The 14,812-nt window shown below is 37.7% G+C and carries 12 protein-coding genes; all 12 read right to left on the bottom strand.

Annotated elements, in window-relative coordinates; all coding sequences use genetic code 11:
- Positions 1 to 107: 107 nt before the first annotated feature.
- A complete protein-coding gene (locus AC6UDA_RS05830) occupies positions 108 to 1,469 on the bottom strand; it encodes a DEAD/DEAH box helicase (RefSeq protein WP_500711296.1) in 1,362 nt (453 codons plus the stop codon).
- Complete coding sequence (locus AC6UDA_RS05825; protein ID WP_500711294.1) at positions 1,469 to 2,425, bottom strand: DHH family phosphoesterase; 957 nt, start codon at positions 2,423 to 2,425, stop codon at positions 1,469 to 1,471. Before AC6UDA_RS05825 ends, AC6UDA_RS05830 begins: the two co-directional genes overlap by 1 nt.
- 55 nt (positions 2,426 to 2,480) lie before the next feature.
- Positions 2,481 to 3,602 carry a DNA polymerase IV gene (gene dinB, locus AC6UDA_RS05820; protein ID WP_500711326.1) on the bottom strand — a complete coding sequence of 374 codons (1,122 nt, stop codon included), beginning with the start codon at positions 3,600 to 3,602 and terminating at the stop codon, positions 2,481 to 2,483.
- Positions 3,603 to 3,675: 73 nt separating this feature from the next.
- A complete protein-coding gene (yajC, locus tag AC6UDA_RS05815) occupies positions 3,676 to 4,053 on the bottom strand; it encodes a preprotein translocase subunit YajC (RefSeq protein WP_500706850.1) in 378 nt (125 codons plus the stop codon).
- Between the two features lie 63 nt (positions 4,054 to 4,116).
- A complete protein-coding gene (gene ruvB, locus AC6UDA_RS05810) occupies positions 4,117 to 5,130 on the bottom strand; it encodes a Holliday junction branch migration DNA helicase RuvB (RefSeq protein WP_500711292.1) in 1,014 nt (337 codons plus the stop codon).
- 15 nt (positions 5,131 to 5,145) lie between these two features.
- Positions 5,146 to 5,742: a Holliday junction branch migration protein RuvA gene (gene ruvA, locus AC6UDA_RS05805; protein ID WP_500711290.1), complete on the bottom strand. Its 597-nt coding sequence runs from the start codon at positions 5,740 to 5,742 to the stop codon at positions 5,146 to 5,148.
- A 24-nt stretch (positions 5,743 to 5,766) separates the two neighbouring features.
- Positions 5,767 to 7,683 carry a DNA mismatch repair endonuclease MutL gene (gene mutL / locus AC6UDA_RS05800; protein WP_500711288.1) on the bottom strand — a complete coding sequence of 639 codons (1,917 nt, stop codon included), beginning with the start codon at positions 7,681 to 7,683 and terminating at the stop codon, positions 5,767 to 5,769.
- A 12-nt stretch (positions 7,684 to 7,695) separates the two neighbouring features.
- Positions 7,696 to 10,344 carry a DNA mismatch repair protein MutS gene (gene mutS, locus AC6UDA_RS05795; protein ID WP_500711286.1) on the bottom strand — a complete coding sequence of 883 codons (2,649 nt, stop codon included), beginning with the start codon at positions 10,342 to 10,344 and terminating at the stop codon, positions 7,696 to 7,698.
- Between the two features lie 15 nt (positions 10,345 to 10,359).
- Positions 10,360 to 11,169 (bottom strand): TIGR00282 family metallophosphoesterase, encoded by an 810-nt coding sequence (locus AC6UDA_RS05790; protein WP_500694384.1) that lies wholly within the window; start codon positions 11,167 to 11,169, stop codon positions 10,360 to 10,362.
- An 83-nt stretch (positions 11,170 to 11,252) separates the two neighbouring features.
- Complete coding sequence (gene rny / locus AC6UDA_RS05785; RefSeq protein ID WP_500696083.1) at positions 11,253 to 12,809, bottom strand: ribonuclease Y; 1,557 nt, start codon at positions 12,807 to 12,809, stop codon at positions 11,253 to 11,255.
- Between the two features lie 139 nt (positions 12,810 to 12,948).
- Positions 12,949 to 14,187: a competence/damage-inducible protein A gene (locus AC6UDA_RS05780; protein WP_500711284.1), complete on the bottom strand. Its 1,239-nt coding sequence runs from the start codon at positions 14,185 to 14,187 to the stop codon at positions 12,949 to 12,951.
- Between the two features lie 23 nt (positions 14,188 to 14,210).
- Entirely contained in the window at positions 14,211 to 14,792 is a 582-nt protein-coding gene (pgsA, locus tag AC6UDA_RS05775; protein WP_500694381.1) for a CDP-diacylglycerol--glycerol-3-phosphate 3-phosphatidyltransferase, read from the bottom strand.
- Between the last annotated feature and the right edge of the window lie 20 nt (positions 14,793 to 14,812).

Below are 14,812 nucleotides of genomic sequence, written 5' to 3'. Positions count from 1 at the left end.
GTACGGTCTGTTTTCATTTTTCAAACCTTCCTGTAGTACTTCACTAATTTGACATATCCAACTAATTTAAATTATATCCAGAAAATAAACTACTGTCAATTAGACTCTTACTGATAACGCTGCGAGCTACGCTTTTTTTGCTTCTTGCGGGCTCGAATTTGATTTCTGATCTCAATTTTACGATCTTCATCACTTTTTTGCTTAATAGCACGGCGAATCTTTTTTTTGTATCCAGGTTTAACGTTTTTCTTCTTTTTCTTAATCAAACCAATCATAGTAGGATCCAATTTATTTTGGGGCTCACGACGTTTAGCTCGCCGTCTTCTATCATAAGTATCAACTACTTCTCCATGTTTAATTTCTTTAGGAGTAAATTTAATCCCCATTTTCTCCAATTCAGAGATCTTTTGTTCTTCACCTGGTGCATATAGAGTGATGGCAGTCCCTTTCATTCCATTTCGACCGGTTCTTCCAACTCGGTGAATAAAATATTCTAGATCAGTTGGAATATCATCATTAATAACATGAGAAACTCCTGAAATATCAATTCCACGGGCCGCTAGATCAGACGCCACCACGAATTGATAATCAAGGTTTTGAATCTGCTTCATAACCCGCTTCCTAACTCGCGGTTGCATTCCTCCATGGATTTCAGCAACTTTTAATCCACGTTGTTTTAGATAATCATAGATCTCATCTACCCGCTCACGCGTATTCGCAAAAATAAGTACCAAATACGGCTCACCCATCGTGATCAGCTGATAAATTAAATCATTTTTATCTTTTCCCTTAGTCGAAATCAACCAGTTAGAAACATCCTGATTGATAACCGTTTTGGTGGGAATATCATCCATGACCGGATTTTTCATGTACTTTTTTAGAAATGGCCTTAACTTTGGTGGAACAGTGGCAGAAAACACCATCATCTGTAAATCCTCGGCCATTTTAGAAGCAATCTTGTCAATTGTATCTAAAAAACCCAAGTCTAGAGTCATATCGGCTTCATCAATTACTAGTTGACGAGCACGATGGATTTCAAGATCACCATTTTTAACAAGATCCCAGATGCGACCCGGAGTGCCAATCACTACCTGAGGTTGTTCATGCTCAAGCTTTGAAACTTGGCGTTCCTTATCAGTTCCTCCGACATAATTTCCAATGTGAATGGTTTTATCAGAGAATTTAGCAATTTGTTTTGCATTGTCATAAATTTGATATGCTAATTCCCTACTGGGGGTTGTAATGACAACCTGAACATCTTCTTTATTAAGATCTAAACCATCAAAAATGGGCAAAAGAAAGGCATGAGTTTTTCCACTACCAGTAGCAGACTTACCAATCACACTTTTTCCATGTTTAATGGTTGGAATTACTTTAGTTTGAATTGGAGTAGGATTATGAAATCCCAGGTCCTGAATGGCATCACTAATGAAGGGTTGAAAATGATAATCTTTAAATGAAGCTCCCATTAATTGTTCTCCTTTTTGTACTGTTTCACAATTTCTCCTAGCTGCTTAACAACTTGTTTAATCTCATCCTCATCAGCAGCTTTAGCTCCACTTGCAAGCGCATGACCACCACCGTTGTGTTCTTTAGCCAATTCGTTAATGGATGGTCCTTTAGAACGCAATCGAATGCGATAATTTCCTTCTTTTTGTTGGACAAAAATCGCCCAAGAAACCACAGTGCCAATATTACCGGGCAACGGAACCACTGATGACGTACTATCATCACCTAAGTTGAGGTCCTTAATTACTTCATTAGTCAAAACTACATATGCAGCCCCATTGTCGTCAATTTTCAAATTATTGTATACATAAGCAGCCAAACGAGCTTGGGCAGTATCAATTTCATCTTCAATTTGGGCCACGTCGGTAATCGAAAAATCGTACTGGTCTAATTTGCCTGCCACCTCAAACGTATGCGATGAAGTCGATGAATACTTAAACCTACCGGTATCTCCGATGATTCCAGCATACAATAAACGAGCTGCATCATCTGTCATCTTTAAATCATCATTAGCAGCAAATAAATCATAAATTAATTCGGAAGTACTTGATGCTTCTGGTTCAACCCACATCAAATCCCCAAATTGATCGTCATTTGGATGATGATCAATTTTAATTAAATATTTTCCCTTTGTATAACGATCATCATCAATTCGCAGCTGGTTAGCAGTATCAACCACAATCACTAAAGCATTCTTGTAATCATCGTCACTTGCTTTCGTAACTTTTCCTAACCAATCAAAGCCTGGATACTGTTTTCCAACGGTCAAAACCTTTTTATTCGGATAAGATGCCTTAATAATGCTAGCCAACCCAATTTGAGAACCAACCGCATCTGGATCAGGACTCTGATGTCTGTGAATAATAATCGTCGGATATTCCTTGATTTTTTCGTTAATTTGCTGCTTTGTATTCATTAAAATAGCCTCTAATAATCTTAATTATTTAACAGTTAAGTATAACCCACAAACACTATAATTCAAAGTGAGGATCTGAATACAAGGGAAGCTTAACGTTTTGAAACCCTAAGTCTGAGAGACTAGTAAGTGTTATTCCCAACAATCTAATGCCATTAGTGGCATCAGGAAGCAAATCAAAAAGCTCCATTGCCAAATCATAAAAAAGACGGGCATAGTTTTCCATAAAATCATTCCACGAAACTCTTTTGGTTAACGTAGTAAAGTCACTGTACCTGACCTTTAAGACTAAAACTTTTCCATGTTTCTCATGCTGATTTAATGACTGCTCCACCATCTCAGAAATCTTATGGAGTTGTGATTCCACTTCCTGTCGGCTTTTTAAATCAGGACCATAAGTTCTTTCTTTTCCAATTGATTTGCGCTCTCTTTGATACTCAACCGGTCGATCATCGGATCCGCGAACTCGACGATACAAAAAATAACCAAACTTACCAAAATTCTTGATAAGATCCATCTCTGATTGTTGGTATAAATCATAACCATTTTGGATGTTTAATCGTTGCATTTTTTGAAGCGTCTTTTTTCCAACACCCCGATAACGTTCAATGGGAAGTTTCATCAAAAATTCGTGACTATCTTCCACATCGATCACAGAAACTCCAGCAGGTTTCCGGTAATCAGAAGCCTCCTTGGCCAAAAACTTATTGTAAGAAATCCCGGTGGAAGAAGTTAGATGAGTCTTTTCCCATATTTCACTTTGAATCAAATGAGCAATCAGTACCGGATTATCAATTCCCTTTTTGTTATCTGAGATGTCAAGGTAAGCCTCATCAAGCGCAACGGTTTCAATTCGGTCGGTATATTCATGAAAAATCGCATGAATTTGATGCGAGACGCTTCGATACAATTCAAATTCGGGTGCCTTAAAAATTCCCTTAGGACAAAGTTCAAGTGCTTTACTAGCAGGCATTGCTGAATGAACGCCAAACTTTCTCGCTGGGTAATTAGCAGTGGTCACTACTCCACGACCACCAGTCGTCCTTGGATCTTTAGAAATAATGAGTGGTTGATCAACAAATTCAGGATGCTCACGTTGCTCAATTGAGGCAAAAAAAGCATCCATATCAACATGTAAAATCCGACGTGAATGATTGATTTGAATTGATTCTTCCAAAAGTTCACCTTCTGTCCCAAACGTACGTTCTTGTTCATCCAATAAAAAAGATCGGACTCATCCGACCCTCTTATTAAGCGTTGTCGTCATTTGAATTATTACTTACATCAGATGCTTTTTCTGATTCGTCTTTTTTGGAAGTATCCTTCTTTTTTGAATCATCTGAAGCACTATCTTCTCCTGGACGACTTGCACTTGCAATCGCGTTGAGGTCAAATACTAAATAAAGACCATCACAGTCTAAAGTAACCGTTCGCTTTTCATTATTAATTTGATCAACAATTCCATGAAGTCTGCCAATGGTAACCACATGATCACCCTTACGCAAGTTTTTCAAAGTGTTTTGATGCTTTTGTTGTTGCTTCTTTTGTGGTCTGATCATCATAAAATACATTAAAACGAACAAAAGAATTAATACAATAATTCCAGCATATTGTGATATGTTCTGCATGTTTTCACCTCATTCTTTATTTAACAATAGCTTACCAAATTGTCGATAAAATTTCCAATTAATTTAATTAGCTTCAGGATATTTTCGGCCCAAGTGTTTATAACCAGCTCTTGTTACCATCCGTCCTCGAGCAGTCCGCTTGAGATATCCAATCTGTAACAAATATGGTTCATACATCTCAGAAATTGTTTCTGATTCTTCGCCAATATTGGCGGCTAAGGTATTTAATCCAACTGGACCACCATCGTAAAAGTCGATCATCGTTGAAAGCAAATTGAGATCAGTTCGATCTAATCCGTTCTTATCAATGCCTAAGGCATTAAGTGCAGTATCAACGCTATCAACATCAATCTCATCATGATTGGCCACCTGTGCAAAATCTCTCACCCGTTTTAACAATCGATTAGCAACTCGAGGAGTTCCTCTGGAGCGCAGCGCAATTTCGTGAGCACCATCTTCTTTAATCTTACTATGAAAGATTTTAGCTGAACGTTTCACAATCTTTTCTAAATCACGATCATTATAATAATTCATCCGTTCAACAATACCAAACCGATCTCTAAATGGTGAATCAAGCAATCCAGCCCTTGTGGTAGCTCCGATCAGCGTAAACGGTGGTAATTCAAAGTGAACGGGGTGCTTGGTTGAATCGTCATTTCCAATGATAATATCAACATAGTAGTCTTCCATCGCGGAATATAACATCTCTTCAACTTCTTTAGGTAGACGATGAATTTCATCAATAAAAAGAATATCACCGGGTTTTAATTCGTTTAAAAGAGCCACCAAGTCACCTTTTTTTTCAATGGCGGGACCGGTGGTTGTCTTCATATCAACGCCCATCTCATTTGCAATCACGTTTGCTAGTGTGGTCTTTCCAAGACCAGGTGGTCCATACAATAAGACATGATCAAGCGATTCTTCTCGCTGCCTAGCGGCTTGAATGTAAATCTTAAGTTTCTTTTTTAAATCATCTTGACCAATATACTGATCAAAACTTTGGGGCCGAAGTGACATTTCAAAAGAATCATCGTTTTCATCATCACTTGATCCAGAAACTATTCGATCATCTGCCATTAACTTCCTCCTAATCTACTTAGTCAATAGTTTGAGACCTGAACTAATATATTGATCAGTTGTATAGTCTGCTTCTATTTTCTGTAGTTTTGTTTTAACTTTATCAACCTCGCGTTGCTTAAAGCCAAGAGCTTGTAATGCACTCAGTGCATCATCTAATTGCTTATTTCCAGTGTCTTCAACGTCATTTACCGAAACACTACCAACAAATACGTCATTAGATGTAATCTTATCCTTTAGGTCCAACACAATTTGTTGGGCAGTCTTTTTCCCAATTCCGGGAAATTTAGTTAAATACTTAATGTTTCCAGCATTAATGGCACTAATTAAACCATTACTGTCATTACCAGCCATAATTGCCAAGGCACTTTTTGATCCAATCCCTGAAACATTCAGTAATTGTTCAAAAAGTTGTTTATCCGCTAACGAAATAAATCCATATAATGCAATCCCATTGTCTGAAACCGACTGGTGGATATAAACTCGCACCTGTTGGTCAGTACTATAGTGATAGGGATTAGCTACATAAACTAAGTAACCAACCCTATCAACGTCTAAAACAATGTACTTGGGGGTCACATCCGTAATCATCCCATACAAGTATTCATACATACAATCAACTCATTTCCTATTGGATTAAAAATTCACATCTCTACTTTGATGCGGGTCCTGAATTCGCTTAAACATGGTCTCCAGATCTGAATTAGAAAAATGAACTAAAACAGGACGGCCATGGGGACAATTAAAAGGATTCTCACACTGTGGTAATTTATCTAACAAGGCCTGAGCCTGGCGCTTATCCAGATGATGATTAGCTTTAATTGCTCGTTTACAACTCATCATGATGGCAGCTTTTTCTCTAAACTGTGCAATCGAAAGCTGTTGATTACTCAAAACCCAGTCAATCATTTCTTTAATGGTATCTTCTTCCTGACCAGCTTTAAACCAAACCGGATGCTGCCTAATGACAAAACTATTTTTCCCAAATGACTCTAAACGGATTCCATTCTGCTCTAAAAGATCCAAATGATTGGAAATAATTAAAGCATCACTGTAAGTGTAATCAAGAACAATTGGAACCAATAATTTCTGCTCGTCTTCACTCACATTGCCAACTTGTCTTCGATAGTATTCATAATTAATCCGTTCTTGAGCAGCGTGCTGATCAACAACATACATCCCATCTGAACTTTCAGCAATTAGGTACGTACCATGAACTTGACCAACATACCGTAATTGTGGAAAATCATGAGACGAATTTGGACTTTGCTGATTGTCACCAAACGGTAAGTCGACCTCTTCATTTTCGTACTTTGCTTTAAATTTACGAGCGGAATTCGAATCTAAATCATTTTTTCGATAAATCATAATCGGCTGATGATGAGCTGGATAAGCATTGTGATTAGCCACTGACTTCATCGAGTCTGACTTACTAACCTGTGGAATCGAACTTTTTTGTGTATTTTGATCTTCATAGAGTTGATTTAAATTAAGTGAAATTTCCGTAGAGTTATGACGTGCAACCCCATTTTTTAAAGTCTGGTTATTCATAGCATCCGGAATCAGATTTTGTTTTGCTAAAGCATCATAAATTGTTTGTGAGACGAATGAACTTAATTCCTTCTTTTTGGAGATTCTGATTTCCTCTTTTGAAGGATGTACATTAACATCAACTAAAGTTGGATCCATCTCGATACTTAAAACGACAATCGGATATCTTCCAACCATCAGTTTTGATCCGTACCCATCAATAATCGCGTGATCAATGCCAAAGTCACGAATAAATCGCCCATTAACGATCACAGATGTATATTTACGGCTTGCTCTAGTTAACTCTGGCAAGCTGACGTACCCACTTAACTTAAAGTCCGGATTTTCAGCACTAATCGGAATCATTTGCTTCATACTTCGATTGCCATAGATTCCAGCAATGACTTGTTGCATGTTGTTTCGACCCGAAGTCCGTAGGAGTTCGCGACCATTATGAGTCAAAGAAAAAGCAATTTCAGGATGGCTAAGAGCCAATCGATTGACAATATCAGATATCTTAGATAGTTCCGTAGATGGTGCCTTTAAATATTTTAGCCGGTTAGGGGTATTAAAGAATAGATCAGAAACGACGACCGATGTCCCTCTTCGTGCCTGTGATGGCTCTATCTTTACAACCTTGCCACCATGAATTTTAATTTCAGACCCCTGTTCTCTACCATCCGAAGTCCTCATTTCCACATCAGAGACAGAGGCAATACTAGGCAAAGCTTCGCCACGAAATCCTAATGATTTAACTCGAAACAAATCACGTTTATTATTAATTTTACTCGTAGCAAAACGTCGAAACGCCAACTCAACTTGATCAGGAGCAATTCCAGATCCATTATCAATCACCTTAATCTTTTTAAGGCCATAATCAACCACTTCAATGTCAATTTTACTACTACTGGCATCAATTGAATTTTCAACTAGTTCTTTAACTACCGATGCTGGCCTCTCAACAACTTCTCCAGCCGAAATTTGATCGGAAAGAATTGTCGGTAATTGATGAATGTCGGACACAATATCACCACCTTAATTTTCTAACTTAGTTTTCCATTTATACACCAAATTCATAATCTGAATTGGAGTCTTACTCATAAGATCAGTATTCTCAATGTCCTCAATAATCTTACTTTTATTTTTATCTAATGACTTATCACTTTTGGGATCATCCACTTTAAACAATGCCATTTGTTCTGAATCATTTAAATCAATTGAACTAGATGGCGTGGTAGATGCTGGGTTATCCTTATGAACGGGACTTTGAGCTTGAGTAGCATGATTATCATTACTTTTTTGTTGCTCATCATCTTCTAGCTTTAAAAGAACCGTGCTAGCCCGCTTCAACAACTGATCAGGAAGGCCAGCTAACTTAGCAACATTAATCCCATAGGAACGATCGGCTGGTCCATTCATAATTTTATGAAGAAAAACCAGGTTGCCATCTTTTTCGACTGCCCCAACGTGAACGTTCTTTAAATGTTTTAACTCTTGATCTAATTCGGTTAATTCATGGTAATGAGTCGAAAATAGTGTTTTAGCACCAATATTATCATGAATATACTCAATGATAGATTGTGCAAGTGCCATGCCATCATATGTGGAAGTTCCTCGTCCAATTTCGTCAAACAAAATCAATGAATTAGCGGAAGCATGTTTCAAGGCTTCATTGGCTTCCCTCATCTCCACCATAAACGTACTTTTACCCGAAATAAGGTCATCGGCAGCACCAATTCGAGTGAAAATTTGATCGAATATGGGCATCTCGGCTGCATCAGCTGGAACAAAACACCCCATTTGTGCCAGGATTACAATTAGAGCTAGCTGTCTCATGTATGTGCTTTTACCGGACATGTTCGGACCAGTAATTAATAATTCAGAAATATCTGGATTCATTATCACATCATTTGGAACATAACTTTGAGCCCCCATCACACGCTCCACAACGGGATGACGTCCTGCTTTAATGTTCAAATCATGACCATTATTAAACTTGGGCTTTACAAATTGATACTTCTCAGAAATAGTCGCAAAGCTCTGCAAAACGTCTAAACGTGAAATCCCACTCGCTAACTTCTGAATTCGCGGAATCTGCTTTTTAATCTTATCTCTGACCTGTGTAAAAATTTCATATTCTAAACTTTTAGATTTCTCTTCTGCTTCTAAAATAATCGATTCTTTTTCTTTTAGTTCTGGTGTTGAAAAACGTTCCGCATTGGTAAGTGTCTGAAGACGTTCATACCTACTATCATCAAGTTTACCAAGATTACCTTTCGATACCTCAATATAGTAGCCAAATACTCGATTATAACCAATCTTGAGGTTATGGATCCCAGTTTCCTGACGCTCTTTAGCTTCCATATCAGCTAACCATTTTTTACCATTTTTCATGGCATCCCGATACCGATCAAGTTGTTTATTATAACCATTTCTAATGACTCCACCATCCGTGACAGAAATTGGGGGTTCTGAAACGATGGCGTCTTTTATTAATTCATACACATCATTAACATCATCGAGTTTTTGATAAATTTCATCAAACTCTGGAGTATCTAGGTCATTTAAAACATGCTTAATTTTGGGAATTTGTTCAAGTGAAGTCTCCAGCTGAATCAAGTCTCTACCGTTTACTCCGCCAAATGAAATTCGTCCAGAAAGTCGCTCTAAATCATAAACTTTAATCAAATTGTCGGAAAGCTCACTCCGCTCATAATAATTATCTAAGAGCGTCCCAACTAGATTCTGGCGTTGCTCAATCTCTTTTTGATTAATTAGCGGCCGCTCTAACCATTGCTTAAGTTTTCTACCACCCATTGCCGTTTTAGTATCGTCAACGATCCATAGCAACGTGCCACTCTTTTTGCCGGTCCTAATGTTTTTAGTTAGTTCCAGATTATATCGCGAATTATGATCAATTTTCAAAAAAGAACTTGGCTCATATCTAACTGCTGGTTGAATATGAGATAAACTACGCTTTTGTGTGTCCGAAATATAAGTTAATAACATTTTAAGGGAGTCAATTAGCGTTGGATCATCAATATTAGTAATGACATTTGACCCCACCTCAGAAGTTTGATTCTCTTTTGAAATAAGAACACCGATTTCCTTTAGTTGATGAATCAAATTATCATCGATCGAGTCGTTAACTACAATCTCTTTTGAATTAAGATTAATCACTTCGTTTAAGACAGCTTCATCGCTTGCTAACAAGCTAACCTTTAACTCACCTGTAGAAAGATCAATGTAAGAAAATCCAAAAGAATGCTCATCTTTATTATAAGTAACCGCGGTTAAGTAGTTGTTGACCTTGGCATTTTCGGCATTGGCATCAGTTTGAGTTCCAGGCGTAATTAGCTGAATAACATCCCGATCTACCATTCCCTTAGCAGTCCGAGGGTCTTCCATCTGTTCACAAATTGCTACCTTGTATCCCTTATCTACTAAGGTATCAATGTAATTTTGAACGGATTGATGAGGAACGCCACACATCGGAATGGGATTATCTGACTTCCTACTTCGTTTGGTTAAAGTTAACTCCAACAATTGCGCACCCTTAATAGCATCCTCGTTAAACAATTCATAAAAATCGCCAATTCGATAAAACAAAAAAGCATCAGGATATTGATCCTTAACTTTTTGATATTGTTGCATCATTGGCGTAGCTTGTTTTGATTTTGCCATTAACATCGCTCCTCTTTAAAATTCTTGATATGGGTGATCCTTGTTGATTAAAATATTCTTAATTTTTTTAGCTTTGCCAGACTGGTTATCGACATCAATGTAGCAACCTGACAACACTGCTGCGCCAGTCTCTTGAACCTCAAACCGATTAGGGCGTGCCGTCATAAACTTATTAATAACGGGTTCAAACTTCATTCCAATCACTCCATCATCTGGTCCAGTCATCCCTGCATCAGTTAAAAAGGCCGTCCCACTTGGTAAGATTTGCCCATCACTAGTCTGCACGTGGGTATGGGTACCCACTAATGCGGAGATTTTCCCATCCAAATGAAGCGCCATGGCCTTCTTTTCACTAGTAGTTTCGGCATGAAAATCCACAAAGATGATATTAAACCCATTGGTATGTAGCTTATCAAGAAGCGCATCCACTTTACTAAATGGATCATCAATTTCATCCATAAACACGCGACCTTGAAGGTTAATCACAGCTACCTTACTACCATTAACGTTCATTTCTATGTAGCCCTTTCCTGGGACATCTTTTCCAGGATAGTTAAGGGGACGAATTAAATTTTGAGTTTGATTAATAAAATCAAAAATTTCTGGATTATTCCAGGCATGATTCCCCAAAGTAATCACGTCTGCTCCAGCATGCATAATTTTTAAATAAAGGTCATGATTAATCCCACGTCCAACCTTTGTTGCATTTTCGCCATTCACAATGGTTACCTGTGGTTTTAAGTCATGTTTTAGCAAGGGTAAATATTTTTCTACCGTTGCCACCCCAATATTGCCAACCGTGTCACCTAAAAATAAAAATCGCATATCCGCTCTCCATCTTCTACTGTAATACCCTTATTTTACACTGATAAATCAAAATAAAAAAGACCAGGATAATCTCTGATCTTTTACTTGGCATATTCAACTGAGCGGACTTCCCGAATCACATCTACCTTGACATGACCAGGATGATTCATTTCCTTTTCAATCTTATCTTTAATATCTCTGGCAAGTACAATTGCTTCTGTGTCAGAAATCTTTTCGGGTTTGGCAATCACTCTAATTTCGCGACCCGCCTGAACAGCGTAACTCTTGGAAACCTCGTCAAAACTATTACTAATTTTTTCAAGTTTATCTAAACGATGAACGAAGCTTTCAAGTGAATCACTCTTTGCACCAGGTCGTGCCATTGAAATCTTATCGGCAACATCAACTAATTCTGAAATCATATAATGTGGCTCACTTTTTTGACCACCTAACTGAATTGTATCAATTACTTCTGGGCTCTCACCATATTTCTTTGCAATATCAATCCCAGCATCAACGTATGAAACATCAGTTCCACTATTTGACGACAGACCAATCTCACGCAACAATCCCGCTCTTTTCGCTAATGTAACATCTTCACCTAACTCAGCAGCAAACACTCCCGCCAATTTTGCTACTTGAATGGAGCGTGATAAAACATTTTGTCCATATGAAATTTTATATTTCAATTGACCAATTAATTTAATCAAATCAGGGTTCATTGAATGAATCCCTAAATCAAAGACAACGTTTTCCCCAGTCTCTTGAATTTGAGCATCGAGTTCTTTTTTACTCTTCTCAACCATTTCTTCAATACGTGCTGGATGAATCCTTCCGTCTTTAATCAACTTTTCAAGTGCCATTTTGGCGACTTCACGTCGAACTGGATTAAAACCACTTAAAACCACCGCATTGGGAGTATCATCAATAATTAGATCAATCCCAGTCAATGATTCAAAGGTTCTAATGTTTCGACCCTCACGTCCAATGATTCTACCTTTCATATCATCATTGGGTAAAGTTACTACAGACACAGTAGTCTCTGAGACAATATCAGCAGAACTCTGTTGAAGTGCTTCAACAATCAAGTTTTTAGCATCCTTAGCAGAAGCTTCTTTAGCAGCATCGTAACTCTCTTTAATCATTTGAGCACGGGTATCAGCCAATTCTTGCTTAGTCTCATCAATTACCATCGTACGAGCTTCCTCTTTAGTTAAATTAGAAACTCTGGCAACTTCCTGTTGCCGTTTTTCAATAAGTGAATCTGCTTTTTGTTGTTTCTTTGTCAGTTCTTGCTTTTCTTTTTCAAGTTTTTCTTCTTGCCGTTCCAAAGAATTATCACGTTTCTCAAACGCACTATCCTTTCGATCAAGCGTTTCTTCACGTTTCAACAAACGATCTTCTTGTTTTTGAACTTCAAGACGACGCTTTTTCAACTCTTTTTCTACTTGAAGTCGATAAGCATTCCCCTTCTCTTTTGCCTCTAAACTAGCTTCTTTAAGCGAGTTCTCAGCTTGCTTTTCAGCATCAGAAAGGATATCTTTTGCGCTTTCATGAGCAGCATCTAACTTCTTCTCAGATACCTGCTTATAGGTGAACTGACCAATCAAAAAACCAACAACGACAGCGATAACAGCGGAAACAACTGTAACTATCATTTACATATGCCTCCGTATCACTAATAAAAAATTTATTTAAATAACTAGCATAAACGTTATTCACTTCTTAATTCTAAAGTTTAGAAAAATTAGTGTCAACTAGTATGTACAAAATAGGAGAACCAATATCCTCCTATTTTCACTTTAAATTATCATAAATCATTTTAAGACCGCATTTTGTAGCGTAATCACGAATTTCATTTCGATCCTTGCCAAAATTAAATTCACGGGTCTTAACCTCACCATCAGGTAATGAAATTCCTACCCAGAAATTCCCAGCAGGATGTCCTTCCAATTCATCAGGTCCAGCAACTCCAGTAAAAGAAACCGAAACGTCAGTATTGAGAATTGCTTTCGAATTTTTAGCCATCCAAACAGCCGTCTCAGATGAAACCACTCCATGCTTATCAATCACTTCGCTTGGAATGTGCAAGACATCCTCTTTCACTTTAACCGAATAAGTCACAAATCCACCTGGGAAAACCTCAGAGACACCTGAGACATCACCAAGCCGACTCTGAAACATCCCAGCAGTAAGTGATTCTGCCGCAGTGATCGACAATGCTTTCTTTTTAAGGATATTAACAGCTACTTTAGCCAATGAGTTGTCATCACCAAAACCATAGAAATATTTCCCTACAATTGAGTTTACTTTAAAGATCATTTCATCAATTAAATGATCGACATCTGATTTTTTCTTTCCGCTCGCAGTAATTCTTAGGGTAACTTCATTTCGCTTGGCGTACGTTGCTAAAGTTGGATTCGTTTGATGAGAAATCAAGGGCTTTAATTGGTCCTCAAGTTCTGTTTCACCAATTCCAAAGAAACGCATTACTTTGGAAGCAATAACGGGATTACCACTAGCTAATTTAGTCAAAATTGGAAGTGCATATTTAGTAAACATGTGTTGCATCTCAACTGGTGGTCCCGGTAAAACCAAGTAATCACAGTTTTTAGTCCTTAAAAACATACCAACGGCAAAGCCATTATCGTTTGGTAATACAGTCGCACCGTGGATATATTCAGCTTGAATATCAGCATTTTGAGGCTTTTCCATTGGATAATTTTTATGAAAATGATTAATTTTTTCCAGTGCTTTTTGATCCGTATCTAGCCCAAGACCCAAATGCTTAGCTAGCACAATCTTAGTAATGTCATCTTCGGTAGGACCTAACCCACCTGTTAAAACCACTAAGTTGCTTCGACTTTCAGCAAGCTTTATAACAGCTTCTAACCGTTTGTAATTATCTCCAACGGTGTCTTGAAAGTAAACATCAATTCCTAAATTTGCCAGATGACGCGCAATAAAGGGCGCACTGGTGTCAGTAATTTCACCAAGGAGAATTTCCGTCCCAACTGATATTATTTCAGCATTCATCAAACCACTCCTAACTGTATTAATTAAAATGAATCAGAAAAAACTTTTCGGTTCTTGTAAAAGTACTCAATACCAGAGTAAATGGTAAAGAATAAGCAGATGTATAAACAGATTTGGCCCATCGGAAGATTAATGTTATTAAATAATGCATTATTTAATAACAGAATAATAATCGCAATCATCTGGAAAAAGGTTTTAATCTTGCCTGGCCACGCAGCCGCAACAACTTCACCATCATTTTCAACAACAATTAAACGTAAACCAGTCACGGCTAATTCACGACAAACAATGATAGCCGCAATCCAACTAGCAACACTGCCAAGACCAACTAAGACAATGAAGGCACACATTACCAACATCTTATCCGCTAACGGGTCAGCGAATTTCCCAAAATTAGTCACTAGGTGTTGTCTTCTCGCAATTTGACCATCCAAAAAGTCCGTTAACGCTGCCACAATGAATACCACGGTAGCTAAAACCTGTGTAACTGGAATCATGGTTCCCACGATCATCACGCTGCCAAGATCCATTGGCACAACCAGTAAAATTAAAAATATTGGTATTAAAATTATTCTAAATAAAGTTAATTTATTTGGTAAGTTCAAAAGTTTATCCTCCTGAGGTT

Source organism: Fructilactobacillus sp. X8R4C1, assembly GCF_059900905.1.
This window is presented reverse-complemented; position numbering and strand designations above follow the sequence as displayed.

Excerpts from the sequence above, each read along its gene's own strand:
- AC6UDA_RS05830 (WP_500711296.1), bottom strand. The coding sequence starts at position 1,469 with ATGGGAGCTTCATTTAAAGATTATCATTTTCAACCCTTCATTAGTGAT.
- AC6UDA_RS05825 (WP_500711294.1), bottom strand. The coding sequence starts at position 2,425 with ATGAATACAAAGCAGCAAATTAACGAAAAAATCAAGGAATATCCGACG.
- yajC (WP_500706850.1), bottom strand. The coding sequence starts at position 4,053 with ATGCAGAACATATCACAATATGCTGGAATTATTGTATTAATTCTTTTG.
- ruvB (WP_500711292.1), bottom strand. The coding sequence starts at position 5,130 with ATGGCAGATGATCGAATAGTTTCTGGATCAAGTGATGATGAAAACGAT.
- ruvA (WP_500711290.1), bottom strand. The coding sequence starts at position 5,742 with ATGTATGAATACTTGTATGGGATGATTACGGATGTGACCCCCAAGTAC.
- mutS (WP_500711286.1), bottom strand. The coding sequence starts at position 10,344 with ATGGCAAAATCAAAACAAGCTACGCCAATGATGCAACAATATCAAAAA.
- AC6UDA_RS05790 (WP_500694384.1), bottom strand. The coding sequence starts at position 11,169 with ATGCGATTTTTATTTTTAGGTGACACGGTTGGCAATATTGGGGTGGCA.
- rny (WP_500696083.1), bottom strand. The coding sequence starts at position 12,809 with ATGATAGTTACAGTTGTTTCCGCTGTTATCGCTGTCGTTGTTGGTTTT.
- AC6UDA_RS05780 (WP_500711284.1), bottom strand. The coding sequence starts at position 14,187 with ATGAATGCTGAAATAATATCAGTTGGGACGGAAATTCTCCTTGGTGAA.